Genomic DNA, 25605 nt, shown 5'->3' on the forward strand with positions numbered 1-25605 from the left:
CCCAGAGAGAAATTACGGATGAAAGCCTCGCAATTCTTCATTTCCACCCTTAAGGAAGCGCCCGCCGACGCGGAAATCGTTTCGCACAAGCTGATGATGCGCGCCGGCATGATCAAGAAGCTGGGCGCCGGCATCTACACCTACATGCCGGTCGGGCTGCGCGTGATCCGCAAGGTGGAGAACATCGTGCGCGAGGAGATGAACCGCGCCGGCGCGGTGGAACTGTCGATGCCGGTGATCCAGCCGGCCGAACTGTGGCAGGAGACCGGCCGCTGGGACAAGATGGGGCCCGAACTGTTGCGCCTGAAGGACCGCCACGAGCGCGACTTCGCGGTCCAGCCCACCTCCGAAGAGGTGGTGACCGACATCGCCCGCAGCGATATCCGCAGCTACAAGCAGCTGCCGCTCAATTTCTACCAGATCCAGACCAAGTTCCGCGACGAGCGCCGGCCGCGCTTCGGCATCATGCGCGGGCGCGAGTTCACCATGAAGGACGCCTATTCCTTCGACCGCGACACCGACGGCCTGCGCAAGTCGTACGAGAACATGTACGACGCCTACGTGCGCATCTTCCGCCGCTTCGGCCTGGAATTCCGCGCCGTGGCGGCCGACAACGGCGCCATCGGCGGCTCGGGCTCGCATGAGTTCCACGTGATCGCCGAAACCGGCGAAGACGCCATCGTCTACTGCCCGACCTCGGCCTACGCCGCCAACATGGAGGCCGCCGAGGCGCTGCCGCTGCTGGCCGAGCGCGCCGCACCCAAGCAGGACCTGGTCAAGACCTTCACCCCGGAGAAGGTCAAGTGCGAGCAGGTGGCCGAATTCCTGAACCTGCCGCTGGAGACCAACGTCAAGTCGATCGTGCTGGCCACCGACGGCGAGGCCGGTACCCAGATCTGGCTGCTGCTGATCCGCGCCGACCACGAGCTGAACGAGGTCAAGGCCTCCAAGGTGCCGGGGCTGGCCGACTTCCGCTTCGCCACCGAGAACGAGATCGTCGAAGCCTTCGGCTCGCCCCCCGGCTACCTGGGCCCGATCGACATGAAGAAGCCGGTCAAGGTGGTGGCCGACCGCACCGTCGCCAACATGAGCGACTTTGTCTGCGGCGCCAACTACCGCGACTACCACTACACCGGCGTCAACTGGGGCCGCGACCTGCCCGAGCCGATCGTGGCCGACCTGCGCAACGTGGTGGCGGGCGACGCCTCGCCGGACGGCCAGGGCACGCTTGAGATCTGCCGCGGCATCGAGGTGGGCCACGTGTTCATGCTGGGCACGCGCTACTCGGAATCGATGAGCGCCACCTTCCTCGACGAGAACGGCAAGACCCAGCCGATGCAGATGGGCTGCTACGGCATCGGCATCACCCGCATCCTGGGCGCGGCGATCGAGCAGAACTTCGATGAGCGCGGCATCATCTGGCCGGCCGCGATCGCCCCGTTCGCGGTGGTGATCTGCCCGGTGGGCTACGACCGCTCCGAGGCCGTCAAGGCCGAGGCCGACCGCATCCATGCCGAGCTGCTGGCCGCCGGCGTGGACGTGATCCTCGACGACCGCGGCGAGCGCCCGGGCGTGATGTTTGCCGACTGGGAGCTGATCGGCGTGCCGCACCGCGTGGTGGTGGGCGACCGCGGCCTGAAGGAAGGCAAGGTCGAGTACCAGGGCCGGCGCGACGCGCAGGCCACCGCCGTCAGCGTGGCCGAGGTGGTCGGCCACGTGCGCAGCCTGCTGGCAGACTGAGCCTCATGCGCGCCGTCCGCGGCCTGACCGCCGCCGCTGTTGCCTCCCGCCGCCTGGCGGGCGCGCTGCTGGTATCGCTGCTGGCATTCCTGCTGGCGCTGGCGGCCCCGGCGGCGCACGCCGGCGCGCAGAAGGAAGAAGACCTGGCCGACTCCGTGCGCGGTGCGCTGGCCGCGGCCATTGCCGATGACCGGCCGCTGCGGCCGGTGTTCGCCTCCGGCGGCGAGCGCCTGGCCTACCTGAAGTGGCTGGGCGAGATGTCGGCGCGGCTGGCCTCGCGCATCCCCGAGCCGCAGGTGCGGGTCGAGCTGATCGAGGTGGCCTACTACGAAGCCAAGCGCGCCGGCCTGGAGCCCGCGCTGGTGCTGGGCCTGATCCAGGTCGAAAGCAACTTCCGCAAGTACGCGATCAGCTCGGCCGGCGCGCGCGGGCTGATGCAGGTGATGCCGTTCTGGGTGCGCACCATCGGCGACAGCGACGCGCGCAAGCTGTTCCACCTGCAGAGCAACCTGCGCTACGGCTGCACCATCCTGCGCTACTACCTGGACCGCGAGCAGGGCGACCTGTACCTGGCGCTGGGCCGCTACAACGGCAGCCGCGGCCGCGCGGAGTATCCCAACGCGGTGCTGGCGGCGTGGAAGCGCTGGCAGTATTCCGAAGCCACCGTCACCGTGGCCGGCGATCCCGAGATCGCGCCGTCGCGCCCGCGCGCGCCGGTGGCGGAGCCGCCTGCCCGCAACCCGTTCTCGTCGCAGCGCGTCGCAGCCAATCCGTCATGATCCGCGAAGCATCCGTTGCCGGCGGCAAGGCCGGCTACACCGAATCCTCGCCCGAACTCGAACAATGGCTGGCCCGGCATATCGCCCAGGGCTTTGCGGCCGATGCGCTGGTGCTGTCGATGCTGCGCTCGGGCTACGACGACGCTTTCGCGCGCCGTTGCGTGGCCGCGGCGTTTGCGCAAGGCACCGAGGCCGCCGTGCCGGCCCGGCCGGCCCAGCCCCAGGCGGAGACCGCCGCTTCGAGCACGCCCGCGGTCTACGCCGCCGATGGCGGCGACCGCCGGGTGCCCGTCCTGTTCCGGCTGGCGTCGCCGCAGGTGCAGCTGTTCCAGCAGCTGCTGAGCGACGACGAGTGCGATGCCCTGGTGGCGCTGTCGCGCGGCCGCCTGGCACGCTCGCCGGTGGTCAATCCCGACACCGGCGACGAGAACCTGATCGACGCCCGCACCAGCATGGGCGCGATGTTCCAGGTGGCCGAGCACGCCCTGATCGCGCGCATCGAGGCCCGCATCGCCGCGGTCACCGGGGTGCCGGCCGAGCACGGCGAGGGGTTGCAGATCCTGAATTACAAGCCGGGCGGCGAGTACCAGCCGCACTTCGATTACTTCAACCCGCAGCGGCCCGGCGAAGCGCGGCAGCTGTCCGTCGGCGGGCAGCGCATCGCCACGCTCGTGATCTACCTGAACTCCCCCGAGGCGGGCGGCGCCACCGCGTTCCCGCGCGTGGGCCTGGAAGTGGCGCCGGTCAAGGGCAACGCGGTCTACTTCAGCTACCTGCTGCCCGACGGCACGCTGGATGACCGCACCCTGCACGCGGGCCTGCCGGTGGCCGCCGGCGAAAAGTGGATCGCCACCAAATGGCTGCGCGAACGGCCGTACCGCAGCGCGGCGTGAGCCGTCCCGCGGCCCCATCGGCACCCGGCTGCTGGTGGGCGGACCCCGCGCTGCCGTTTGCCGAAAGCCGGCGCGCCAGCCACAGCAGCGCCAGCTACCTGCCGCATACCCATCCCACCCTCTCGGTCGGCGCCGTCGACGGCGGCACCAGCCGCTTTACCTGCGGCGACGAGAGCGCCGTGCTCGGGCCGGGCGGGGTGGTGGTGATTCCCGCGCACCAGGTCCACGCCTGCAACCCGGTGCCGGACGGGCGCTGGAGCTACCAGATGCTGCATTTCGACCCGGCGTGGGTGGCGGCCGTGCTGGACGAGGGCAGCACGGCACGGGCTTGGCTGCCGGCACGCGTGCTGGCGTCCCCACACGTCTACCGGCTGGTCTGCGCGTTGAACCGCACGCTGTTCTCGCCCGCGGACAGCGTCGAGAAAGAGGCCGCGCTGGTGGCCTTCGTCGGCGACCTGCATGCCGCCCTCGACACCGGCGCCGCCACCAGGACACTGCCGCCGCCCGCTGCGGTCTCCGCGCGGGTGGCGCAATTGTGCGAGCTGCTGCAGGCGCGCCATGCCGAGCGGCTGCCGCTGGCGGAACTGGCGCGCGCCTGCGGGCTGAGCCGCTACCACCTGGTCCGCGCCTTCCGCGCCGAAACCGGCATGACGCCGCACGCCTACCAGCTTGACCTGCGCATCCAGCATGGGCGCCGCCTGCTGCGGCAAGGTGCGGCGCTGGCCGAGGTCGCCCTGGCGCTGGGCTTTGCCGACCAGAGCCATTTCCAGCGCGCCTTCAAGCAGCGCGTGGCCATGACACCGCGCGGCTACCAGCGCGCCGCCTGAGGCACGGCGCCTCGCGCCGCTACCGCAACTTTCTTCAAGACGGCCACCCCGGCGCGCACGACACTGCGGACTCTTCACGGAGGGTCGGCATGGACATGGCTTTCGATCTCGCCCCCGGGGCATTGCCGTGGCAGCAATTCGCCATGGTCGCCGGCGCGCACGCGCTGGCACTGCTGAGCCCGGGGCCTGATTTTTTCCTGGTGGTGCGCAGCGCGCTGCTGCACGGGCCGCGGCGCGCCAGCGCCGTCTGCCTGGGCATTGCGCTGGGCAATGGCGTCTTTATCGGCCTGGCGCTGGCGGGCGTGGCCGCGATGCGCGACTCGCCGCAACTGTTCGCGGCGTTGCAGTGGGCCGGCTGTGCCTACCTGGCGTGGCTGGGCTGGCGCCTGCTGCACGCGTCGGGCGAACTGTCGATGCCGGCGCCCGCCGCCGCAAAGCCCGCGCCCGCGGCATGGCTCGGCCAGCTTGGCAGCGGCTTCCTCTCCGCCGTGCTGAACCCGAAGAACGGGCTGTTCTACGCCAGCCTGTTCTCGGTGCTGGCCACCAGCCGCACGCCGGCGGCGGTGCAGCTGGCCTATGGGATGTGGATGTTCGCCGTCGTGCTCGGCTGGGACCTGCTGGTGGCCTACGGCATCGGCCATCCGGCCATGGCCGCGCGCTTCGGGCGCTCGGTGCGGTGGGTCGAGCGCCTGACCGGGGCTGTGCTGTGGCTGCTGGCGCTGGGTGTCGCCTGGCACGCGCTTGGTTGAGCGGCCCTGTATCGGCGTATTTCCGCTGAAGTGTACCGGTACTGTACCGTTAGGTGGCCGTAGACTGATTTCCCGAAAGCACATGAACGCCCCCTGGAGTCAGTCATGGAAGTGTCCCAATTCGCCGCCGGCACCGGTGTCTTTGCCGCCTTTGCCGGCTTCGCCCTGGTGTCGTCGATCACCCCCGGTCCGAACAACACGATGCTGCTCGCCTCGGGGGTGAACTTCGGCTTCCTGCGCACGGTGCCGCACCTGCTTGGGGTCAGTATCGGTTTCGCGCTGATGGTGGGGCTGGTCGGGCTGGGGCTGGGGTCGCTGTTCCATGCGTTCCCGTGGACCTGGCAGGTGCTGCGGGTGGTGGCGACGGTCTACCTGGTGTGGCTGGCCTGGAAGCTGGCCATGGCCGGCGGCGTGCAGGACCAGCAGGTGGCGCGGCCGATGGGCTTCTGGGCCGCCGCGGCGTTCCAGTGGGTGAATCCCAAGGCGTGGGTGATGGCGGTGGGCGCGTGCAGTACCTATGTGCTGCACGGCAACCTGTGGCTCAACGTGCTGCTGCTGTCGGGGATCTTCGGGGTGGTGAACCTGCCCAGCGTGGCGATGTGGGCGTTGTGCGGGTCGGCGCTGCGGCGCTGGCTGGCGCGGCCCAAGGTGCTGCGGGCGTTCAATATCGGGATGGCGGTGCTGCTGCTGGCGTCGCTGTGGCCGATCCTGGGGACGCACCAGGCGTAGCCGAACGAGCTTCCAACTCCCCGCATGTTTGCTCCCTCTCCCGCGAGCGGGAGAGGGGAGAATACCCTCAGCGCGCGCCGCCCCCGTCTAGATCAAACCAGCGCCCGGATCGAATCCAGATTCCGCCAATACCCCTTGGCATCCATGCCGCAACCGAACACATAGCGGTCCGGCACCGCAAAGCCGCAGAAGTCCGGATGCATCGGCTTGGGTTTGCTCAGCGTCTTCTCGCACAGCACCGCGGCGTGGAATTCCTTGGCGCCCATGTCCATGATGCGCTGGCGGATGGCCGCCATGGTCTCGCCTTCATCGAGGATGTCGTCAAGCACCAGCACCACGCGGTCCTTGACCGATTCGCGCGGCGCCACGCGCCATTGCATCTCGCCGCCGACGGTCTTGTTGTTGTAGCGCGAGAGGTGGATGTAGTCGAACTCCAGCGGAAACGCCAGCTTGGGCAGCAGCATGCCGGTGAAGACCACCGCGCCGCCCATCACCGACAGCACCAGCGGGAAGTCATTGCCCATCCTGGCGGTGATGTCCGCGGCCATGCGGTCCAGCGAGGCCTGGACTTCCTCGGCGGAGACGATTTCTTCGGAATTGGCCCACAGCTCGCGGGCCTGTTCGGCGCTCATCATGATGTCTTTCCTGTTCTTTTGCGGGGAGGCGGTTCGGCTTGCGGCAGAGGGCTTCAGCGGTTGAAGAGGCCCTTCATGCCGCCCTTCATCGCGCCCATCTGGCGCATCATCTTCATCATGCCGCCGCCCTTGAGCTTCTTCATCATGGATTGCATCTGGTCGAACTGGTTGAGCAGGCGGTTGACTTCCTGCACCGGCACGCCGGCGCCCGCGGCGATGCGGCGCTTGCGGCTGGCCTTGATCAGGTCCGGCTTGGCGCGCTCGGCCGGCGTCATGCTGTTGATGATGCCCTCCATGCGCGCCACCTGCTTCTCGGCCTGGTCCATGTTGGCGCCCTGCGCCTGCTGGGCGAACTGCGCCGGCAGCTTGTCGACCAGGCTGCCCAGGCCGCCCATCTTCTTCATCTGGCCGATCTGGGCCTTGAAGTCCTCAAGGTCGAAGTCGCCGGTCTTCTTGATCTTCTTGGCCAGCTTCTCGGCCGCTTCCATGTCGACGCCGCGCTGGGCTTCCTCGACCAGCGCCAGGATGTCGCCCATGCCCAGGATGCGCTGGGCCATGCGGTCCGGGTAGAAGGGCTCCAGGCCGTCCAGCTTTTCGCCGACGCCGACGAACTTGATCGGGCGGCCGGTGATATGGCGCACCGACAGCGCCGCGCCGCCGCGCGCATCGCCGTCCAGCTTGGTCAGCACCACGCCGGTCAGCGGCAGGGTGTCATTGAAGGCCTTGGCGGTGTTGACGGCGTCCTGGCCCAGCATGGCGTCGACCACGAACAGGGTTTCGGCGGGCTTGAGCTCGGCGTGCAGCGCGGCGATTTCCTGCATCATCGCCTCGTCGATACCCAGCCGGCCGGCGGTGTCGACGATCAGCACGTCGTGGTAATGCTTGCGCGCCCAGTCCACCGCGGCGCGGGCGATGTCCACCGGTTTCTGGTCCGGCTGCGACGGGAAGAATTCCGCGCCGACCTGCTCGGACACGGTCTTGAGCTGGGCAATGGCGGCGGGGCGGTAGACGTCGCACGAGACCGTCAGCACCTTCTTCTTTTTGTTTTCCTTGAGCCACTTGGCCAGCTTGCCGGCGGTGGTGGTCTTGCCCGCGCCCTGCAGGCCGGCCATCAGGATGATGGCCGGCGGCTGCACCGCCAGGTTCAGCTCGGATTCCTTGTTGTTGCCGCTGGCGGCGTCGGCGCCGCCGATCACCGCGGTCAGCTCGCGCTGGACCACGCCGACCAGGGCCTGGCCCGGCGTGAGGCTGCTGACCACCTCTTCGCCCATGGCCTTTTCCTTGACGCGGGCGACGAATTCGCGCACGACCGGCAGCGCCACGTCGGCTTCGAGCATGGCAAGGCGCACTTCGCGCAGCATCTCGGCGGTGTTGGCCTCGGTCAGGCGCGCCTCGCCGCGCATGGTCTTGACCACACGCGCCAGGCGTTGAGTGAGATTGTCCAGCATGGCAGGAATCGGGGGAGAAGTCGGAGCAGGGCTCGGGGCTGAAATCGGAGGCAGTCCGGCACACGGGGCGGGCCTGGAACACCGGCCACACCGGTTCAAGCGGGCCGCCACCGGCCGTGGGCACTAAGGTAAACTGCGTAAATGGTCATTGTACTGTATGCCCTGACGGCACTTCTCTATTGCGGCCTGGCCTGGCACGGCTGGGCCACGCGCCATCCGCGCGTGGCGGCGGCCGCCGGCCCGGCCGGCCCGGGCAGCGCTTCGGCCGCGGCCGTGCTGGTGGCGGGCGGCGGGCCCATTCCCCCGTCCGGCGGCGCGCACGGCGAAGGGCGGCCGGCCTGGTGGCACGTGCTGATGCTGGCGGCGCTGGCCAGCCACGGCATGCTGCTGCACGAAACCATCTTCCCGGCCGAGCGCATGATGTTCGGCTTTGCCTTCGCCCTGTCGGCCATGCTGTGGCTGGGCGTGGGTATCTACTGGATCGAGAGCTTCTTCTTCTCGCTGGCGGGGCTGGGCCTGATCGTGATCCCGGTGGCCCTGGTGGCCAGCCTGATGCCGCTGGCGTTTCCCGGCTCGCAGATCCTGGGCTACGCGGCGCGGCCGCTGTTCAAGCTGCATTTCATCATCGCCAACGTGGCCTACGGGCTGTTCACGCTGGCCGCGTTCCACGCCTTTTTGATGCTGCTGGCCGAGCGGCGCCTGCACGGGTTCCGGCATGCGCCGGCACGGATGACGCAACAGCAGCCCAGCCAGTGGCTGGGGCGCTGGCTGGATCTGCTGCCGCCGTTGCTGACGCTGGAGAAGCTGCTGTTCCGGCTGATCGGCGCCGGCTTCGTGCTGCTGACGCTGACCATCGGCTCGGGGCTGCTGTTCTCCGAAGAGTTGTTCGGGCGCGCCTTCCGGCTGGATCACAAGACGGTGTTCGCGCTGATCTCGTGGGCCATGTTCGGCGGCATCCTGGCCGGGCGCATCTTCCGCGGCTGGCGCGGCAAGGTGGCGCTGCGCTGGGTCATCGCCTCGTTCGGCATCCTGCTGCTGGCCTATGTCGGCAGCCGTTTCGTGATTGAAGTCGTCCTGCACCGGCTCTGATTTTCCATGGCACGTATCCTGATCCTGCTGGCCGTGGTGCTGGGCGTCTTCTGGTGGCTGCGCGCCCGCGCCGAGGCCCGCCTGGCCGAGCATCGCGCCCGCCAGGCCCGTGAGGCCAGCGAACACGCGGCCGCCGGCACGCCCGACGTCGCCGCCGAGCGCATGGTCCAGTGCGCCCAGTGCGGCGTGCACCTGCCGCAGGGCGACGCCATTGCCTGGCGCGGCCTGCACTACTGCCGGCGCAGCCACCTGCCTGACGAAAGCCGCACCGATGGCAGCAACGGCAGCGGCGACGGCAGCAGCGGCCCGCGCCCATGACCCAGCCGGCGCCGTCGGCCTGGCAGCGGCTGAACGCCTGGCGCGGCCTGGCGCAGCTATGGCACCAGCCCGAGCCGCCTGACTTCCACTGGCGCCTGCTGCGCTATTTCTGCTGGACCCGCGTCGCCGTCGGCCTGCTGCTGGTCGGCTTTGCGCTGATGCGGCGCGGCGAACCCGCCACCGGCGCCGCTTCCCCCCTCACTGCCGCGATCCCCGCCTTGCCCTTTGGCCTGGAAGCCATGGGCGGCATCGAACATGCGGCGGCCATGGCCGTCGCCGTCCCTTACCTTGGCATTGCCCTGGCGATGCTGGCCGGCACGCTGTGGCGCCGGCATTTTCATCTGCGCGTGCGGGTGCAGGTGCTGGCCGACCTGGCGCTGCTGGCGCTGGTCTTCAGCGTGCTGGGCCGGGGTGGGCATGCCGAGGGCCTGGCCATGATCTTCCTGCTGCCGGCGCTGGAGGCCGGTGCGCTGACCAGCCTGCTGTTCGCGCTGTTTGCCGCGGCGATCTCGGCGCTGGTGGTGATGAGCGGGCCGTTCATGCACACCATACTGCTGCGCCAGGCCGATGCCGGGCTGCTGGGCTCGGGCCTGTTCGGCCTGGTGTTCATGATCGCCGCGCTGCTGATGTATATGCTGGCCAACCGCCAGCTCGCGCAGGAGCGCCTGGCGCTGGCGCGCGAGCAGGAGCTGCGCCTGCAGCAGCTGGTCAACCGGCTGATGGTCAACGACATGCAGGACGGCGTGATGCTGGTGCGCGCCAACGGCGCGGTGGTGGCCGCCAATCCCGCCGCGGTGGTGCTGCTGGGCGTGCAGCCGCATGAGCGCATCTACTCGCGCAAGCTCGGCGGCGGGCCCGGTGGCGAAGCCGGGCAGGGCGGCGGCGATTCCGTATTGTTCGACCTGCGCCGCATCCCGCGCCTGCAGCCGCTGATGGAAATGCTGCGCGACTGGCTGCGCAGCAAGGACGACGTGCCGCGCATCCTGCAACTGCTGCCGATGGCCTCCGGCGCCGCGCTGGCCGACGGCACCATGCAGCACACCCGGCTGCGGCTGCGCTTCGTGCTGCCGGGCCTGGCCGGGCTGCGCTCGACCATGGCGCATGGCCGCACCGTGCCCGCCGCGCTCGACACCGCCGCGTGGAATGAACTGTCGCCCGAAGCTGCCGGCCGCCTGCGCCTGGCCATCGCCCAGAACGAGGCCATGGCCTGGTCGCAGGAGGACGAGGCGCTGCTGCGCAGCGAGATGCGCGACACCGTGCTGGTCCATATCGAAAGCTGGGAACGCATCGCCGAGCAGGTGCAACAGGAAAAGCTGGCCGCCATGGGCCGGCTGGTGGCCAGCATCGCGCACCAGATCCGCAACCCGCTGGCGGCGATCAGCCAGGCCAGCGAGCTGCTGGGCGATTCCGGCCGGCACGATCCGGCCGCGCATGACCCGGCCGCGCATGATCCGGGCGGGGCCGATGTCGATATCGATGCCCGCCTGCTGCGCATCATCCACGACAACGTGCGCCGGCTGGACCAGGTGGTGTCGGACGTGCTGCAGATGTCGCGCCGCCCGCGCACCGGCCGCAGCACCGTGCACCTGGCGCAGGCGCTGCCCGAGATCGTCGAGCGCTGGCGCGCCGAAATGCGCCAGCGCCGCCCGCGCGCCGGCGAGACCCGCCCGGCGGGCCGCGCCGACATCAACGCCAATGCCATCCGCCTGACCGTCGACGTGGCCCAGCCGGTGGTGTTCGACGCCGCGCAGCTGCAGCAGGTGCTGGGCAACCTGCTCGACAACGCCTGGCGCTATTGCAGCCGGCTGCCCGGCTCGATCCGGTTGCTGGCGCACGCGCTGGACCAGCACCATGCCGAGCTGATCGTCTGGAACGACGGCGCCGAGGTGGCGCGCGAACACCAGCGCAGCCTGTTCGAGCCGTTCTTCACCAGCAACGCCCAGGGCACCGGGCTGGGCCTGTTCATGGCGCGCGAACTTTGCGGCGCCAATGACGCCCAGGTGCGCTACGGCGCCATCTCGCTGCCGGCGCTGATCGAGCGCACCGGCGTGCTGGCCCCCACCGCGCGCGATACACTGCCGGCCAAGGCCTTCGTGCTGACGCTGCGCATCGAGAGCGCCGAAGCCGCCGCGGCGGCCGCCGTCTGACCCGTCCTCATTCCGCCATCACAATGCCACCCCGAATGTCCCGCGCGCCCGATCCCATCCTCGTCATCGACGACGAGGCCGACCTGCGCGAACTGCTGGACATCTCCATCCGCCGCATGGGCCATGACGTAGTGCTGGCCGGCTCGCTGGCCGAGGCGCGCGACAAGCTGGCGCAGGGCCGCTACAGCCTGGTGCTGACCGACATGCGCCTGGGCGACGGGCTGGGCATCGAGATCGTGCGCCAGCTGTCGGCCGCGCCGGAACGCATCCCGGTAGCCGTGATCACCGCCTACGGCAGCGCCGACAACGCCGTGGAAGCGCTCAAGGCCGGCGCCTTCGACTACATCGCCAAGCCGGTGTCGCTGGAGCAGCTGCGCAGCCTGGTGCTGAACGCGCTGGGCCGCCAGCCGCGCGACAGCGCCGATGCCGATGCGGCCACGGCGGCGGATCAGGCCGCCGACCGCGCCGCCGCGCTGCTGCCGGGCCATTCCGCGGCGATGCAGGAGGTGCGCCGCTCGCTGTCGCGGCTGGCGCGCAGCATGGCGCCGGTGGTGATCAGCGGCGAATCGGGCAGCGGCAAGGAGCGTGCCGCGCGCGCCATCCACGCCACCAGCGCGCGCGCCGCGCATCCGTTCGTCGCCGTCAACTGCGGCGCCATCCCCGAGAACCTGATGGAGTCCGAGTTCTTCGGCTACGTCAAAGGGGCGTTCACCGGCGCCGACGCGGAACGCGGCGGCTTCTTCCAGGCCGCCAACGGCGGCACGCTGCTGCTCGACGAGGTGGCCGACCTGCCGCTGCCGATGCAGGTCAAGCTGCTGCGCGCGCTGCAGGAGCGCCGCGTACGCAAGATCGGCGCCAGCCGCGAAGACGCCGTCGACGTGCGCGTGATGTGCGCCAGCCACAAGGACCTGGCCGCGATGGTGGCGGCGGGGCAGTTCCGGCAAGACCTGTATTACCGCCTGAACGTGCTGGCGTTGCGCATGCCCACGCTGCGCGAGCGCGGCGAAGACATTCCGGTGCTGGCGCGCGCCATCCTGGACCACCTGGCGGTGCGCTACGGCGATGCGCATCCCAAGCGGCTGTCGCCGGCGGCGCTGCAGCGGCTGGCGGCGTATCCGTTCCCGGGCAATGTGCGCGAGCTGGAAAACCTGCTCGAGCGCGCCTACGCATTTGCCGAGAGCGAAGACATCGAGCTGGCCGACCTGGGTCAGCTGGACGCTGGCGCCGGGCGCGCCGGGCTGATGCCTGCCCCGGCGCCGGCGATGGTGCCGCAGCCGATGGCGCCTTATCCTTACGCGCCCTGGGGCACGGCCGGGGTTGCGGCCGCGCCGGCCGCCGCCACGCCTGCGCCGGTTCCGGCCGAGCCACCGCTGGCGGCCGCTGCCGTCGCGCCCGAACCCGAGCCCGCCGGCGACCCCGCCGAGCGCGCCTGCCGCGGCATCGTCTTCCCGATCGACCTGCCCGCCAAGCTGGAAGCCGTCGAGCGCGAGCTGATCCTGCAGGCGCTGGCGCAAACCAATTTCAACCGCACCGCGGCCGCGCCGCTGCTGGGCCTGAACTTGCGCCAGCTGCGCTACCGCATCCAGCAACTGGGCATCCGCGAAGCCATGGACGCCGCCGACCGCGGCGCCGTGGAAGGCGAGGGCACGCCATGACCGCGCCCGCGTCTTCGTCCTATCTGCCCGGTGCCGACGGCTGGGTTCCGGCCGCGCGCCGCGTGCCGTCGCCCAATTTCGATGCGCGCCCGGACGGCATGCCGGTGGACCTGGTGGTGCTGCACAACATCAGCCTGCCGCCCGGCCAGTTCGGCAGCGGCGACATCGAGGCGTTCTTCCAGAACCGGCTCGATCCGAACAAGCATCCCTTCTTTGCCACCATCCATCAGGTCCAGGTGTCCGCGCACTTCCTGGTCACGCGCACGGGCGAACTGGTGCAGTTCGTGCCGTGCACGCAGCGGGCCTGGCATGCGGGGCAGTCAGACTTCTTCGGCCGCGCGCGCTGCAATGATTTTTCGATCGGCATCGAGATCGAAGGCTGCGACGACCTGCCGTTCACCCTGGCCCAGTACGACACCGTGGCGGCGCTGGTGCCCGCGCTGATGGCCGCCTACCCGGTGCGTGCGATTGCCGGCCACAGCGACATCGCCCCGGGCCGCAAGACCGATCCGGGCCCGCATTTCGACTGGGCGCGGTTTGCCAGGCAGGCCGGCGTGGCGCCGGGCATGCTGCCCTACCAGTGCCCCGGCGCTGGCGGGCACGTGACGGATTCCTAACGTCATTCCCCGCCCTTGTGCGCGGCATACCGGCGCACATGCCCCACGTCGGTGTGGGGCTATCGCAACCTCGCAACAATCAAAAAAATTTTTGTGAAATGTGCAGTTGCGAACGGTCTGGCCGAAACCCTTGCGAGTACTAGGCTTGCGGGCATGTGGCGCTGCCGCACAGCCGCCGTCGCCGTCCAAATAACGGTTGTCAAGACTGGTCATTCGGATTCGTTTCACTATACTTAGCCCAGTTTTCCGCTTCACACACTATATCTAGTAGTCAAACCGGGGAGCCGGCCCCAAGAGCGAGGCAGCAGCCGCGAAATTCGCGTATCGACTGCAAACCTCCCCGCAAGGCCAGCGAATCACAAGAGTCCCTGGCGAAATGTTCACGTAAAGGCAGTCTGTCCGCACCCGCTTGCGAGCCGGGAGGGACGTTCTTTTCGCCGCATTTCGCCAGGGACTCTTTTGTCTCTTATTTCCAGGGTAAAAACAGGAGTTCTCATGCAAACGGCCCAGAACGAAATCACCACGGGTGGCGCCGCCGCCGGCGTTGCCAGCCAGGCCTCGACCACGCAGCAGACCCCCAACGCCGCGACCACGAATTACCCGGATCACAAGATCATTCGTCGCAACGGTGCCGTGGTGGCGTTCGAGCCGTCCAAGATCGCCGTCGCCATGACCAAGGCCTTCCTCGCCGTCAACGGCGGGCAGGGCGCCGCCAGCGCGCGCGTGCGCGAGATCGTCGAGCAGCTGACCAACAACGTGGTGCGCGCGCTGGTGCGCAGCCGCCCCAGCGGTGGCGCCATCCATATCGAAGACGTGCAGGACCAGGTTGAGCTGTCGCTGATGCGCTCGGGCGAGCATGAAGTGGCCCGCGCCTACGTGCTGTACCGCGAGAAGCGCAAGGCCGAGCGCGCCAGCGCCAGCGCCGAAGCCGTTGCCCGCGTGCAGGAAGGCGGCATCAGCATCAACGTGACCGACGCCGGCGTGACCAAGCCGCTGGACATCGTCGCGCTGCACGCCCTGATCGACAACGCCTGCTCCGGCCTGGGCGATGCGGTCAGCGCCGAGCCGATCCTGAAGGAAACGCTGAAGAACCTGTACGAAGGCGTGCCGATGACGCAGGTGTACGACTCCGCCATCCTGGCCGCGCGTACCCTGATCGAAAAGGACCCGGACTACAGCCAGGTCACCGCCCGTATCCTGCTGCACACCATCCGCAAGGAAATCCTGGGCACCGAAGTGACCCAGGCCGAGATGGCCACGCGCTACGCCGAGTACTTCCCCAAGTTCATCGCGCGCGGCATCGCCGCCGAGCTGCTGGACGAAAAGCTGGCCACCTTCGACCTGGCCCGCCTGGGCGCCGCGCTGGACGCCGGCCGCGACTTCCAGTTCAACTACCTCGGCCTGCAGACCCTGTACGACCGCTACTTCCTGCATATCGATGAAACCCGCATCGAAATGCCGCAGGCCTTCTTCATGCGCGTGGCCATGGGCCTGGCGCTGAACGAGAAGGACCGCGAAGCGCGCGCCATCGAGTTCTACCAGCTGCTGTCGTCGTTCGACTTCATGTCGTCCACGCCGACCCTGTTCAACTCGGGCACCCAGCGCTCGCAGCTGTCGTCGTGCTACCTGACCACCGTCTCGGACGACCTGGAAGGCATTTACGAAGCGCTCAAGGAAAACGCGCTGCTGTCCAAGTTCGCCGGCGGCCTGGGCAATGACTGGACCAACGTGCGCGCGCTCGGCTCGCACATCAAGGGCACCAACGGCAAGAGCCAGGGCGTGGTCCCGTTCCTGAAGGTGGTGAACGACACCGCCGTGGCCGTGAACCAGGGCGGCAAGCGCAAGGGCGCCGTCTGCGCCTACCTGGAAACGTGGCACCTGGACATCGAAGAATTCCTGGAGCTGCGCAAGAACACCGGCGACGACCGCCGCCGCACCCACGACATGAACACGGCCAACTGGATTCCGGACCTGTTCATGAAGCGCGTGATGGAAAACGCCGAATGGACGCTGTTCTCGCCGTCCACCTGCCCGGACCTGCACGACAAGGTCGGCAAGGAATTCGAGAAGGCCTACCTGGGCTACGAAGCCAAGGCCGCCAGCGGCGAGCTGAAGCTGTTCAAGAAGGTCCCGGCCATGCAGCTCTGGCGCAAGATGCTGGGCATGCTGTTCGAAACCGGCCACCCGTGGATCACCTTCAAGGATCCGTGCAACATCCGCAGCCCGCAGCAGCACGTCGGCGTCGTTCACAGCTCCAACCTGTGCACGGAAATCACGCTGAACACCAACGACAGCGAAATCGCCGTCTGCAACCTGGGTTCGGTCAACCTGGTCGCCCACCTGGCCAAGCAGGCCGACGGTTCGTACGCGCTCGACCACGCCAAGCTGCAGAAGACCATCCGCACCGCCATGCGGATGCTGGATAACGTCATCGACATCAACTACTACGCTGTCGAGAAGGCCCGCAATTCCAACATGCGCCACCGTCCGGTCGGCATGGGCATCATGGGCTTCCAGGACTGCCTGCACGTGCTGCGCACGCCGTACGCCAGCGACGCCGCGGTGAAGTTCGCCGACACCTCGATGGAAGCCGTGTGCTACTACGCCTACCAGGCCTCCACCGAGCTGGCCGAAGAGCGTGGCCGCTACGAGACCTACACCGGCTCGCTGTGGGACCGCGGCATCCTGCCGCAGGACTCGCTCAAGCTGCTGGCCGAAGAGCGCGGCGGCTACCTGGAAGTGGACCTGTCCAGCACCATGGACTGGGACAGCCTGCGCGCCCGCATCAAGCAGCACGGCATGCGCAACTCGAACTGCATCGCGATCGCGCCGACCGCCACGATCTCGAACATCATCGGCGTGTCCGCTTGCATCGAGCCGACCTTCCAGAACCTGTACGTCAAGTCCAACCTGTCGGGCGAGTTCACCGTGGTCAATGACTACCTGGTGCGCGACCTGAAGGAACGCGGCCTGTGGGACGAAGTGATGGTCGCCGACCTGAAGTACTTCGACGGCTCGCTGTCGCGCATCGACCGCATTCCGCAAGACCTGCGCGACATCTACGCCACCGCGTTCGAAGTCGAGCCGACCTGGCTGGTCGAAGCCGCCAGCCGCCGCCAGAAGTGGATCGACCAGGCCCAGTCCCTGAACATCTACATGGCCGGCGCCTCGGGCAAGAAGCTGGACGACACCTACAAGCTGGCCTGGCTGCGCGGCCTGAAGACCACCTACTACCTGCGCACCATGGCTGCCACCCACGTGGAGAAGTCCACCGTGTCGCGTGGTTCGCTGAATGCGGTGTCGTCGGGCAGCGATAGCGGCTCGGCGCTGGACGCGGCAGCCGCATCGGCCCCGGCCATGCCGGAAGCCGAAGGCGCCGTCTGCACGATGCGCCCGGGCGACCCCGGCTTCGAAGAGTGCGAAGCCTGCCAGTAAGGCAAAAAAGACTAGAGAGCAAAAAACCACCCCCTGTTTGCTCCCCTCTCCCGCTTGCGGGAGAGGGGCGGGGGTGAGGGCCGGCGCATCAACGAAGTAAAGCGTCAAACCTGACCAACCACCGCGCCCCCCAACCGATCCACGGAGAACCAATCATGCTGAGCTGGGACGACGACGTTCAAGCCACCCCGCAGGCCGCACCGCAGCCTGCCCTGCAACCCGCCGCAGTTTCCAATCCCGCCGCTGCCACCGCTGACCAGCAAGGCGTCCTGCCGCCGAGCGCTACGCAAGCCGGCATCCTGGGCAACAACCCCAACGCCGCCGCCGCGCAAAGCAACCGCCGTGTCAACGCCGCCGACAAGCGCGTCATCAACGGCTCGACCGACGTCAACCAGCTCGTCCCGTTCAAGTACAAGTGGGCGTGGGAAAAGTACCTGGCCGGCTGCGCCAACCACTGGATGCCGCAGGAAATCAACATGTCCCGCGACATCGCCCTGTGGAAAGACCCCAACGGCCTGACCGAAGACGAGCGCCGCATCATCAAGCGCAACCTCGGCTTCTTCGTCACCGCCGACTCGCTGGCCGCCAACAACATCGTGCTGGGCACCTACCGCCAAATCACCGCGCCGGAATGCCGCCAGTACCTGTTGCGCCAGGCCTTTGAAGAGGCCATCCACACGCACGCCTACCAGTACATCGTTGAATCGCTGGGCTTGAACGAAGCCGAGATCTTCAACGCGTACCACGAAGTGCAGTCGATCCGCGACAAGGACGAGTTTCTGATCCCGTTCATCGACACGCTGACCGACCCGTCGTTCAAGACCGGCACGCCGGAAAACGACCAGAAGCTGCTGAAGTCGCTGATCGTGTTCGCCTGCATCATGGAAGGGCTGTTCTTCTATGTGGGCTTCACGCAGATCCTGGCGATGGGGCGGCAGAACAAGATGACCGGGGCGGCGGAGCAGTATCAGTACATCCTGCGGGATGAGTCGCTGCACTGTAATTTTGGGATTGATTTGATTAATCAGATCAAGCTGGAGAATCCGCATCTTTGGACGGCGGAGTTTAAGGCTCAGATTACGGAGCTGTTCAAGAAGGCGGTGGATCTGGAGTATCGCTATGCTGAGGACACCATGCCGCGTGGCGTTCTTGGTCTGAATGCGCCGATGTTTAAGTCTTACCTGCGCTTTATCTGCAATCGTCGTTGCCAGCAGATTGGTCTTGATCAGCTGTTCCCGAATGAGGAGAATCCGTTCCCGTGGATGTCTGAGATGATCGATTTGAAGAAGGAACGCAACTTCTTCGAAACGCGCGTCATTGAGTATCAGACGGGTGGGGCGTTGAGCTGGGATTGAGCTTCTTCTTTAAAATTGTTGTGCACAAAAAAATGGGAGCTGAGGCTCCCATTTTTGGGCCTGGAGTGACTACCTCGTTCCGGGATTCACCCATGTTGTTGGTTATACTAGGTGTGGCCAGAATCCTGCTGTGGCGAAGACTGGTTTTATTTGAAGATTAAACAAGAATTTTCGATCGGAAATATCGATGCATAAAATTGTTAAGTCTCATCTCGATAGTTACGTGGCTAGTTGTGGATTGGAGCAACTCACGGAGTCTGAGCGTTTTGAGTCATTCTGCAATTATTCGATAGCATTTGACCGAGTGGGTGCAAGCTTTGATGCGTCCGAGATAACGACGGGCGCTGATGAAGATGGGATTGATGGCGTAGCGATTATCATCAACGAAGAGATCTGTCTCTCTAGGGAGGACGCCGAAACGATATTCGGATCCGATAAGAGAAATAATGATGTTGAGCTTGTCTTTGTTCAGGCGAAGACAAGCGAATCGTTTGACTTGGGGGATTTTCTGAAGTTCAAGGAAGGGGTTATGCGGTTCGTCGAGGCGGATCCGTATGATTCACGCGATGATGTTTTATTGTCGGCGAATGAAACATATAATTTCTGCCTTACCAAGGTGCCAAAAATTCGAGACGGAAAGCCAAGATTTACGGCGCGATACGTCGCTACTGGGAAATATGATAAGCCCATAGAAATTGAGCGGGCAGTTGAGAAATTTGAATCGGAAATCTCCACTCTTGGTTATTTTGGGAGTGTCGATATCGCCATTATTGGTCGTGAGGAATTAACCACACTATGGGTGCAAACATACTCCGGTGTCTCCGCGGCATTGCCCGTTTTCAGCAGCGCTGCGCTACCGCCGATTGCCGGCGTTGATGAGGCCTATTTGGTCGTTGCAAGAGCAAAGGATATTGTGGAGGAACTCTTGACTGCCAAAGACGGCGCGCTCCGAACACAAGTGTTCGATGAGAACGTTCGCGCATTCCTTGGCACCGACAACCCCGTCAATGCTTCTATTGGTAGTACCCTTAGTGATGCAAAAGCATCAACCCGTTTTCCTGTTATGAACAATGGTATTACGATTGTTAGCCCAGATGTTCGAGTGCAGGGGAATGTAATACATCTTGAGAATTTTCAGATCGTTAATGGATGTCAGACTTCAAACGTTCTGTTTGAGCATCGTCATTCTTTGAGTCATAATGTCATGGTTAATCTCAAGATTGTTGAGACAAAGAATGAAGATATATTCGCCGATCTAGTGCGCGCAACGAATAGTCAGTCAAAAATTGATGATAATCAATTTTACTCGCTCCGTCCCATTGTTAAGCGGATCGAGCAGTATTTCAATTCATTCGATGGTGATGAATCTAGGCTGTATTTTGAGCGTAGGGATCGGCAGTTTGTGGGTTTCGAAATTCCAGCCATTCGAGTTTTTTCCCTGTATATCGTGGCTAAGTGTGTTTGTGCGATGTTGTTGCGGCGACCTGATCTTGCGTACAAATATCCTAAGCAAATGTACGAACAATTGGGGGAAAGGATATTCGCCGAACGAAATAAGGAGTCTATCTATTATGCCGCAGCGCTCGCACTTTATAGGTTCCACTTGCTGAGGTCAAATGGGGTTATTTCTAAGAATCTCGGCAAATTCAAATGGCATTTGATTGCGTTGGTGGCGGAATTGGTTGCCGGAAAGCAGACACCAGATTTAAATTCGAAGGCTGCCGACAAATATGCGGGAAAGCTTATTGACACGCTTTCTCGGCATGACAAGTCTGTACCATATTTCAAGCGAGCAGCCGATGCTGTTCAGGCGCTCGCTCCGATCTCCGATGACCGATTGAAACGCGGCGCGATCTTGGAGGAAATGAGTGCAAAGTTGTAAGGTATGGCGTCCTTCGTCAGGAACATGATTTCACTAAATTGAAAGTTCGTAATTTCGATGTTCTAGCCTGAGCTGGCGCATAGAAAAGAGAAGGGGCGGATCTATTTTTATATTCTGCCAATCTTTCGCCCCCGTCTCTATTGTTGTCACAGCGTTTGAGGGTATAGCAAAGCACCTACCAATCCCTTGGCTTTGTGGCTATTCCGACGAAATTACGATGACCTTGTTCCGTACTTCCACTTTGAGCGCCTGCCCGATCTTGAAGCCTGCCTGTTCCAACCATACCCCACCTAACCGTATCCATGGAACGCATCGCATCCCACAATAACGGTTACCTTCAGTTGCCTTGACGCGGAAATGCCTGTAACTGGTTGTGAATGTGCGCATGTGCGCAGTGGAAGATATCTTCCGCATAGCGAACTCCTAACTCGAAACTTGGATTCGCCCGTGCAAACTGGGCGGCCGGGCACTTGAACACCGCCCGCAGATCGGCCCGCATGTTTCCCCTTTCGGGTCTTGTATCGATGCGCGCTGCCCGGCCTTAGCAGAAAGCTATGGAAGACACGCCACGACTGTCGGACGTGGCAACGCTGCGGGAGGTGTGTTCAGCACCGACAACAAGGCTAAGGAATGCGGATACTGCCGCCAATGAGACAACTCTGCATTGCTGTACCGCAACCCACGGGCCCACGCTATTCTTTCCCAGTTGCCTAACCTTCGGCTGACGAAAGTACCTTTCACCCAGATAGGCCAGATAGGGCTGACACGCTGGTAGCCTGGCTGAACATAGCTTCCCCAAAGATCGCCTGGTAACTGATGGCTTCGAACCGCAGCTCATCGCCTACTAGATCCTGGAAACGCCAGATCTCATCCCGGTGCCGCTCCCCGTGCGATCCCGGCCAATCGAAGTACACATAGCGCAGTACCCAACGGTCCTCGTACTGACGGGCCAGTGCAAGGGCATGCTTGAGAAGCTGCGGCGCGCCAATGTGCCGGAACGCCTCATATCCCTCTTGCAGGGCTTCCGCGAGCGCCTGTGCCCTCGGCAACCCGACCTCTTCCCAGCGTCTGCGCCCCTGTGCAAGGTATGGCGGCCTGAACGCCTCACCCACCTGCGTTGCCTTGCCGCGCAGCCATTCCGTGAACTTGCTCTCCACGCCGGCCATGACGCCGTTCGCCAGTGGCAGGCACACATCCAAGTTGGCCTGACTGTCGACGCCGGTGGACAGTTTGGATTCGAATAGCACTGCGGTGGGGCAGGAGGGTAGCGCCAGCGCTTTCATCAATGGCGTGGCATCCGCGCAATCGGTCCAGAAATCGAAGAAGTTCGCGGCCAGCGCAGAAGACGAATGTAAGGCTCGCATCTTTGCCGGCCTGTCTCCACGCTCCAGTAGCTCGCCACCATCGCCATTTGCAAACGCCGCCAACGTTGCTGGCGAAAGTGGTCGCATCAGATTCAGATCCAGATGGGGGACATAACCGCGTGCGTCATAGGCGCCGGTTCGCTGCCCATTCCTGCTGTTCCCCGCAAATGGCTGTTACAGACATGAATCGCCTCCGTCGAGCGCGTTCCCCTGCTGACCGGCGGTCATGCAAGGGATCGTGGTTACTGTTGACGATTGTTTGTCAGCCGGGCAGCGCGGGAAATCCGCCAAATGGTGGAGAGGGGGACTGTGCCCTGGCCCTGGCCGAAGCGGAGCAGATCAAATCTCCTATGCCTTTCCACTCCTCTTACCGTCGAAACACATCCCAATCTGCAAGCGTTAGCCCCATCGTGGCGGCCACCGCGTTAGCCTCTCATGTACGCCACGCCCTCCTGGCCGGGCGCAGAGTGATTCCCAAATCCCGCGCAGGCTCTCTCGTCTCCGTAAAATACGCATCCAACTCCGCGCAGTTGTGGCGATGCTTCTCAATCAGCATCCGACACAGTCATGCGCGGCGTGGTGCTTCGTAAGAAACCCTAAGGCAAACCATTCTCAGTCGATGAGGTTGCGCGGCATATCAGGCGTGAGTGGTAATGAGGCCTGGTTTCAGGCTACATTACGAGAATACCCGACCCACATGCCGCCAGGATTTCACGTGCACGAACCAGCAAAGATTGTCTGTGCCTATGTCATGACTCACGACAGTGGCCACGCACCAAATCCATTTCACAACACTTGTACACTGGCTATCTGCACTCCAAACCACATGCGTTCGCGCTGCAGGCCCGGTGATTGGATTATTGGGCTGGCCAGCGCCAGTATTCGCAGGGAATTGGGGGAGCCAGACGTATGGCGACTAATCTATGCCATGAACGTCGAGAAGAAGCTGGATCTAGATTCGTACTATAGAGATCCACAGTTCGCGGCAAAAATCCCCAGGCTTGGTAGCTCACTGGTGGAGTCGTGTGGAGACAATTTCTACTGTAAGGACTCGAGCGGGCAACTCCATCACACGCGACAAACCGACGAGCATCAGGCCCAACCGCCGGGTACAGGTATTGAAAAGCAGGACATTTGTGGTGATCGTGTGTTTGTCGGACAACGATTCTGGTACTTCGGGCGCAACGCACCTGCCATACCCCTTGGCAAGCAATGGGCGGAGCGGTTGATTTCCAAGTTTTCCGCATCCGCAGTGGGACTTCGCTACGTATATGAGGAAGGGGCGGAGATCGGGGGACGGTGGTCTGATTCGGATCTTTCCGACTTTAGCGCGTGGCTGCCAGCCAACGGCGGTCTCCTTGGCCGCCCGACTCATTGGCCTCAGGGGGAGGAGGGGCGGATGAATTCCTCGGGCTGTAACTCCTATCGAACGAATTCGCTAACTGACATCGAAAAGATCTCCAATGCAAAGGCAGATGCTATTCCTGCGTGTAGGGGTTGACCGGGGCTGCGGCGGCTGTTTGGCGCCTCAATTTGAGGATGGCAGTTTTGAGTACGTACCCATCCCAGAATCTAAGGCCGTAAGCCTAAACCGAGGCGTAAGCTATAGCGAGATTCCGGCCCGAAGCGGAGGGACGTTGCTGCGATGGGTCAGACAGGATGGGCTGGCGCATTACGATCCGGAGTTTGAGTCATTTACATACGGAGAGCCCAACAATCCGAAGCGCTTGCAGCTCTTGCGGCTCCAGCCCGGTGACTACCTGGTTTTCTATGCGGGATTTCACGGAGCGACGATTTCCGCAGGAACGTGCTTTGTTATAGGCTATTTCTGCGTAAAGATGGTTCATGAAGTCCGCCACGAGGATACCTGGCCGCCGGCACACCTGGTTCATTTGCACCGGAACGCCCACTTCAGACGGTCAAGTCCAGAATCGAGCCTTGTGGTCGTCGAAGGTGACCAGTCGCGATCCCGCCTTCTGGGAAAGCTGAAGCCGCTCTCTGATCCAAACCAGATGGTTTTGCCTGACGTCGAAGACAAGATAGGTTTTGGGGGTTCTGTAAAGCGAGCAATTGGACGTTGGGTTCCAAGGACTCACTATGGATCGGCTGAGGCTTGGCTGCTAATGAATGAACCTGTAGGAGGGTCTTTGCAAGTCCCTCATATCGGGCTTTTTCGCTAGCCGATTGCGGATCGTGCCGCACGACTCATTCTCCTACAATCGGTGGCTCGCTCCCTGTAACGACGCACCGTAGGCGCCGGCCACCGTGACGACCCAGGCCCCTCCCGCACCCCCGCCTCCACTTCGACCTAGCCACCATCCAACCCTTCATCGCCGTAACCGACGAGGCAGCATTACCTGCCGCGCGGGATGCCTCTACCTTCATACGGTTGTGTCGCAATAGGGCGTCCGCTGGCTGCTCCACCGACGTGTCCTCATCAACCGAATTGCCGCCTGCCAAGTCTTTGCCGCGCAATCGACAAGAACGCCTGCAACAGCTCTGGCGCTCTCTCCGCGCTATACACGACACCAAGCGGGGAGAGCGGTGCCGTGATATCGACGTCAAGTTGATGGACGCGCCCGCTAGCGATCAGACCCCTCGACACACTGCGTGGCAGAAGCGTGACGGCGCCGGGCTGCTGCAGGAATCCTTCCAGCACCGATAGGGAAATGGTCGAGAGGGGAAACAACAAGGCATCGGGCAGCGCGCTCAGCACTACGCGATCGAACAACTCTCTCAACTGGATGCTCGAAGCGGGTAATACCCAGCGTGCACCATCTAATGCGGTGATAGCCAAGCCAGCCATCGTGGACAGCGGATGGGACGATGCAGCGATGATGATGGCATCGTCTTCAAGCAGCGGCTCGAACATCAGTTCGGCTGGCATTTGTAGTGGTGTCCTGCAGAACAATGCATCGAGACCACCGCCAATCAACACCGGTAGCAAGCGCGCGTCGGTGTCTTCCGCCAAGTCGATGTGCACATCAGGATGCCGGCTGTAAAAGGCCGGCAAAAGCGGGGCGATCAGTGCGTAGGAAGCCGCTGGTATGGAGCCGATGCGCAATGCATTGGTCGTGCCCCGTTTGCTGGTTGCGAGGTACTCTGCAGCCTGCCGGATCCTGACAATGACTTCACGCGCATGCGATATCAATCCATGCCCACTCGCTGTGGGTCGAATGCCGCGAGCGTGCCGCTCGAACAATCTCATGCCAACAACTCTCTCCAACTCCGCCAGGGCTTGCGTGGCAGCAGACTGGCTCATGCAGAGTTCAGCAGCGGCGCGCGCAATGCTTCCACACTCTTCGATCATCACCAGTAACTGAAGCTGCCGCAAACGTCCTTGCCTGATAAGGCGTCCGAAGATCGTCCTGGCGAGCGATAAGCTGCTCGTCCCGGCCGTCACGGAACTCTCAGGTGATCTTGATGTTGCGTCGCTCGGGCCCTTCATGGCGAAGGGATTGACCAGGTGTCTGCCATCCATGGCTCGCATTGGAGAGTGGATTGGAGTCTAGGACGCCGAGTCTTCATCCCAATACCGACAATGCCATCAAGCTTGATCTATGTCAGAGCATGGCGATCGCACCAAGCTCAGATATTCAGATATCCGGTAGCTCCGCTGGAAATTCACCTGCAGCGAGAGTGCGATGCTCGCCTAGCATTGAGTCGAATCGACGAGCACCCTGACTCTGCCGATTCGATCAACGTATGAAGGAGATGAAAGATGAATGCACTTCCTGACCAAGAAGCCATCCATGCTTCAGTCAAGCCGGTGATGTTGCGTGATGTCTACAAGGATCTGATCGCTACCGATCCATGTACATCGATTGCGGCACCACTCGATAACCCAAGGCCGAAGCCGGCGTTACCAAAGAATCGGTTCCCCGGAGACAGCTCGACCCTGGCCTATATGTGATTGCCCTTTGCGGAGATGACGCCGCGCACG

The 25605-nt window shown here is 64.1% G+C and carries 22 protein-coding genes; 17 read left to right on the plus strand and 5 right to left on the minus strand.

The window, feature by feature from the left end; translation table 11 throughout:
- The first annotated feature begins 18 nt into the window (after positions 1–18).
- From GA0116996_RS00305 to GA0116996_RS00330, 6 genes are all read left to right on the plus strand, one after another.
- A complete protein-coding gene (locus GA0116996_RS00305; RefSeq protein ID WP_092306256.1) occupies positions 19–1740 on the plus strand; it encodes a proline--tRNA ligase in 1722 nt (573 codons plus the stop codon).
- Between the two features lie 5 nt (positions 1741–1745).
- Positions 1746–2519, plus strand: coding sequence for a lytic transglycosylase domain-containing protein (locus GA0116996_RS00310; RefSeq protein ID WP_092306258.1), 774 nt, complete (start codon positions 1746–1748; stop codon positions 2517–2519).
- The gene (locus GA0116996_RS00315) at positions 2516–3412 is read left to right on the plus strand and encodes a 2OG-Fe(II) oxygenase (RefSeq protein ID WP_092306260.1); all 897 of its coding nucleotides are present in this window, start codon (positions 2516–2518) and stop codon (positions 3410–3412) included. The genes GA0116996_RS00310 and GA0116996_RS00315 overlap by 4 nt, the downstream gene beginning before the upstream one ends.
- Positions 3409–4239 carry an AraC family transcriptional regulator gene (locus tag GA0116996_RS00320; protein WP_167355464.1) on the plus strand — a complete coding sequence of 277 codons (831 nt, stop codon included), beginning with the start codon at positions 3409–3411 and terminating at the stop codon, positions 4237–4239. Before GA0116996_RS00315 ends, GA0116996_RS00320 begins: the two co-directional genes overlap by 4 nt.
- 89 nt (positions 4240–4328) lie before the next feature.
- Complete coding sequence (locus tag GA0116996_RS00325; protein ID WP_092306264.1) at positions 4329–4988, plus strand: LysE family translocator; 660 nt, start codon at positions 4329–4331, stop codon at positions 4986–4988.
- A gap of 105 nt (positions 4989–5093) precedes the next feature.
- Positions 5094–5717: a LysE family translocator gene (locus tag GA0116996_RS00330; protein ID WP_092306266.1), complete on the plus strand. Its 624-nt coding sequence runs from the start codon at positions 5094–5096 to the stop codon at positions 5715–5717.
- Between the two features lie 92 nt (positions 5718–5809).
- Here GA0116996_RS00330 and GA0116996_RS00335 read toward each other — a convergent pair whose 3' ends face one another.
- On the minus strand, positions 5810–6352 hold the full coding sequence (locus tag GA0116996_RS00335) for a hypoxanthine-guanine phosphoribosyltransferase (RefSeq protein ID WP_092306268.1): 543 nt from the start codon (positions 6350–6352) through the stop codon (positions 5810–5812).
- A 53-nt stretch (positions 6353–6405) separates the two neighbouring features.
- A complete protein-coding gene (gene ffh, locus GA0116996_RS00340; protein WP_092306270.1) occupies positions 6406–7800 on the minus strand; it encodes a signal recognition particle protein in 1395 nt (464 codons plus the stop codon).
- A 141-nt stretch (positions 7801–7941) separates the two neighbouring features.
- Here ffh and GA0116996_RS00345 point away from each other — a divergent pair, with 141 nt between their 5' ends.
- The 8 genes from GA0116996_RS00345 to GA0116996_RS00380 all read left to right on the plus strand — a co-directional run bounded on the left by GA0116996_RS00345 (position 7942) and on the right by GA0116996_RS00380 (position 20298).
- Positions 7942–8889, plus strand: coding sequence for a cytochrome C assembly family protein (locus GA0116996_RS00345; protein ID WP_092306272.1), 948 nt, complete (start codon positions 7942–7944; stop codon positions 8887–8889).
- A gap of 6 nt (positions 8890–8895) precedes the next feature.
- A complete protein-coding gene (locus GA0116996_RS00350; protein ID WP_092306274.1) occupies positions 8896–9207 on the plus strand; it encodes a PP0621 family protein in 312 nt (103 codons plus the stop codon).
- The gene (locus GA0116996_RS28590) at positions 9204–11354 is read left to right on the plus strand and encodes a sensor histidine kinase (protein ID WP_092306276.1); all 2151 of its coding nucleotides are present in this window, start codon (positions 9204–9206) and stop codon (positions 11352–11354) included. The genes GA0116996_RS00350 and GA0116996_RS28590 overlap by 4 nt, the downstream gene beginning before the upstream one ends.
- 23 nt (positions 11355–11377) lie before the next feature.
- Positions 11378–13009, plus strand: coding sequence for a sigma-54-dependent transcriptional regulator (locus GA0116996_RS00360; RefSeq protein WP_208601222.1), 1632 nt, complete (start codon positions 11378–11380; stop codon positions 13007–13009).
- Entirely contained in the window at positions 13006–13626 is a 621-nt protein-coding gene (ampD, locus tag GA0116996_RS00365; protein ID WP_092306280.1) for a 1,6-anhydro-N-acetylmuramyl-L-alanine amidase AmpD, read from the plus strand. Before GA0116996_RS00360 ends, ampD begins: the two co-directional genes overlap by 4 nt.
- A 495-nt stretch (positions 13627–14121) precedes the next feature.
- Entirely contained in the window at positions 14122–17061 is a 2940-nt protein-coding gene (locus tag GA0116996_RS00370; RefSeq protein WP_092306282.1) for a ribonucleoside-diphosphate reductase subunit alpha, read from the plus strand.
- A gap of 155 nt (positions 17062–17216) precedes the next feature.
- Positions 17217–18416: a ribonucleotide-diphosphate reductase subunit beta gene (locus tag GA0116996_RS00375; protein ID WP_092306284.1), complete on the plus strand. Its 1200-nt coding sequence runs from the start codon at positions 17217–17219 to the stop codon at positions 18414–18416.
- A 187-nt stretch (positions 18417–18603) separates the two neighbouring features.
- Positions 18604–20298: an AIPR family protein gene (locus tag GA0116996_RS00380; RefSeq protein ID WP_092306286.1), complete on the plus strand. Its 1695-nt coding sequence runs from the start codon at positions 18604–18606 to the stop codon at positions 20296–20298.
- Between the two features lie 198 nt (positions 20299–20496).
- On the opposite strand, the gene GA0116996_RS28595 is transcribed toward GA0116996_RS00380, so the two are convergent.
- Both GA0116996_RS28595 and GA0116996_RS00390 read right to left on the minus strand, forming a co-directional pair.
- On the minus strand, positions 20497–20712 hold the full coding sequence (locus tag GA0116996_RS28595) for a SymE family type I addiction module toxin (RefSeq protein WP_092306288.1): 216 nt from the start codon (positions 20710–20712) through the stop codon (positions 20497–20499).
- Between the two features lie 323 nt (positions 20713–21035).
- On the minus strand, positions 21036–21749 hold the full coding sequence (locus tag GA0116996_RS00390; RefSeq protein ID WP_244159737.1) for a PGN_0703 family putative restriction endonuclease: 714 nt from the start codon (positions 21747–21749) through the stop codon (positions 21036–21038).
- 610 nt (positions 21750–22359) lie between these two features.
- On the opposite strand from GA0116996_RS00390, the gene GA0116996_RS27890 reads away from it, so the two are divergent.
- Positions 22360–23163, plus strand: coding sequence for an Nmad2 family putative nucleotide modification protein (locus GA0116996_RS27890; RefSeq protein WP_279615819.1), 804 nt, complete (start codon positions 22360–22362; stop codon positions 23161–23163).
- Complete coding sequence (locus GA0116996_RS28600; RefSeq protein ID WP_167355466.1) at positions 23138–23842, plus strand: Nmad3 family putative nucleotide modification protein; 705 nt, start codon at positions 23138–23140, stop codon at positions 23840–23842. The genes GA0116996_RS27890 and GA0116996_RS28600 overlap by 26 nt, the downstream gene beginning before the upstream one ends.
- A gap of 257 nt (positions 23843–24099) precedes the next feature.
- Here the strand turns inward: GA0116996_RS28600 and GA0116996_RS00395 are convergent, their stop codons facing one another.
- Positions 24100–25143 carry a LysR family transcriptional regulator gene (locus GA0116996_RS00395; protein WP_244159738.1) on the minus strand — a complete coding sequence of 348 codons (1044 nt, stop codon included), beginning with the start codon at positions 25141–25143 and terminating at the stop codon, positions 24100–24102.
- A gap of 240 nt (positions 25144–25383) precedes the next feature.
- Here GA0116996_RS00395 and GA0116996_RS27895 point away from each other — a divergent pair, with 240 nt between their 5' ends.
- Entirely contained in the window at positions 25384–25575 is a 192-nt protein-coding gene (locus GA0116996_RS27895) for a hypothetical protein (RefSeq protein WP_141693703.1), read from the plus strand.
- The last annotated feature ends 30 nt before the right edge of the window (positions 25576–25605 follow it).

This window comes from Cupriavidus alkaliphilus (genome assembly GCF_900094595.1).
Taxonomy (GTDB): domain Bacteria; phylum Pseudomonadota; class Gammaproteobacteria; order Burkholderiales; family Burkholderiaceae; genus Cupriavidus; species Cupriavidus alkaliphilus.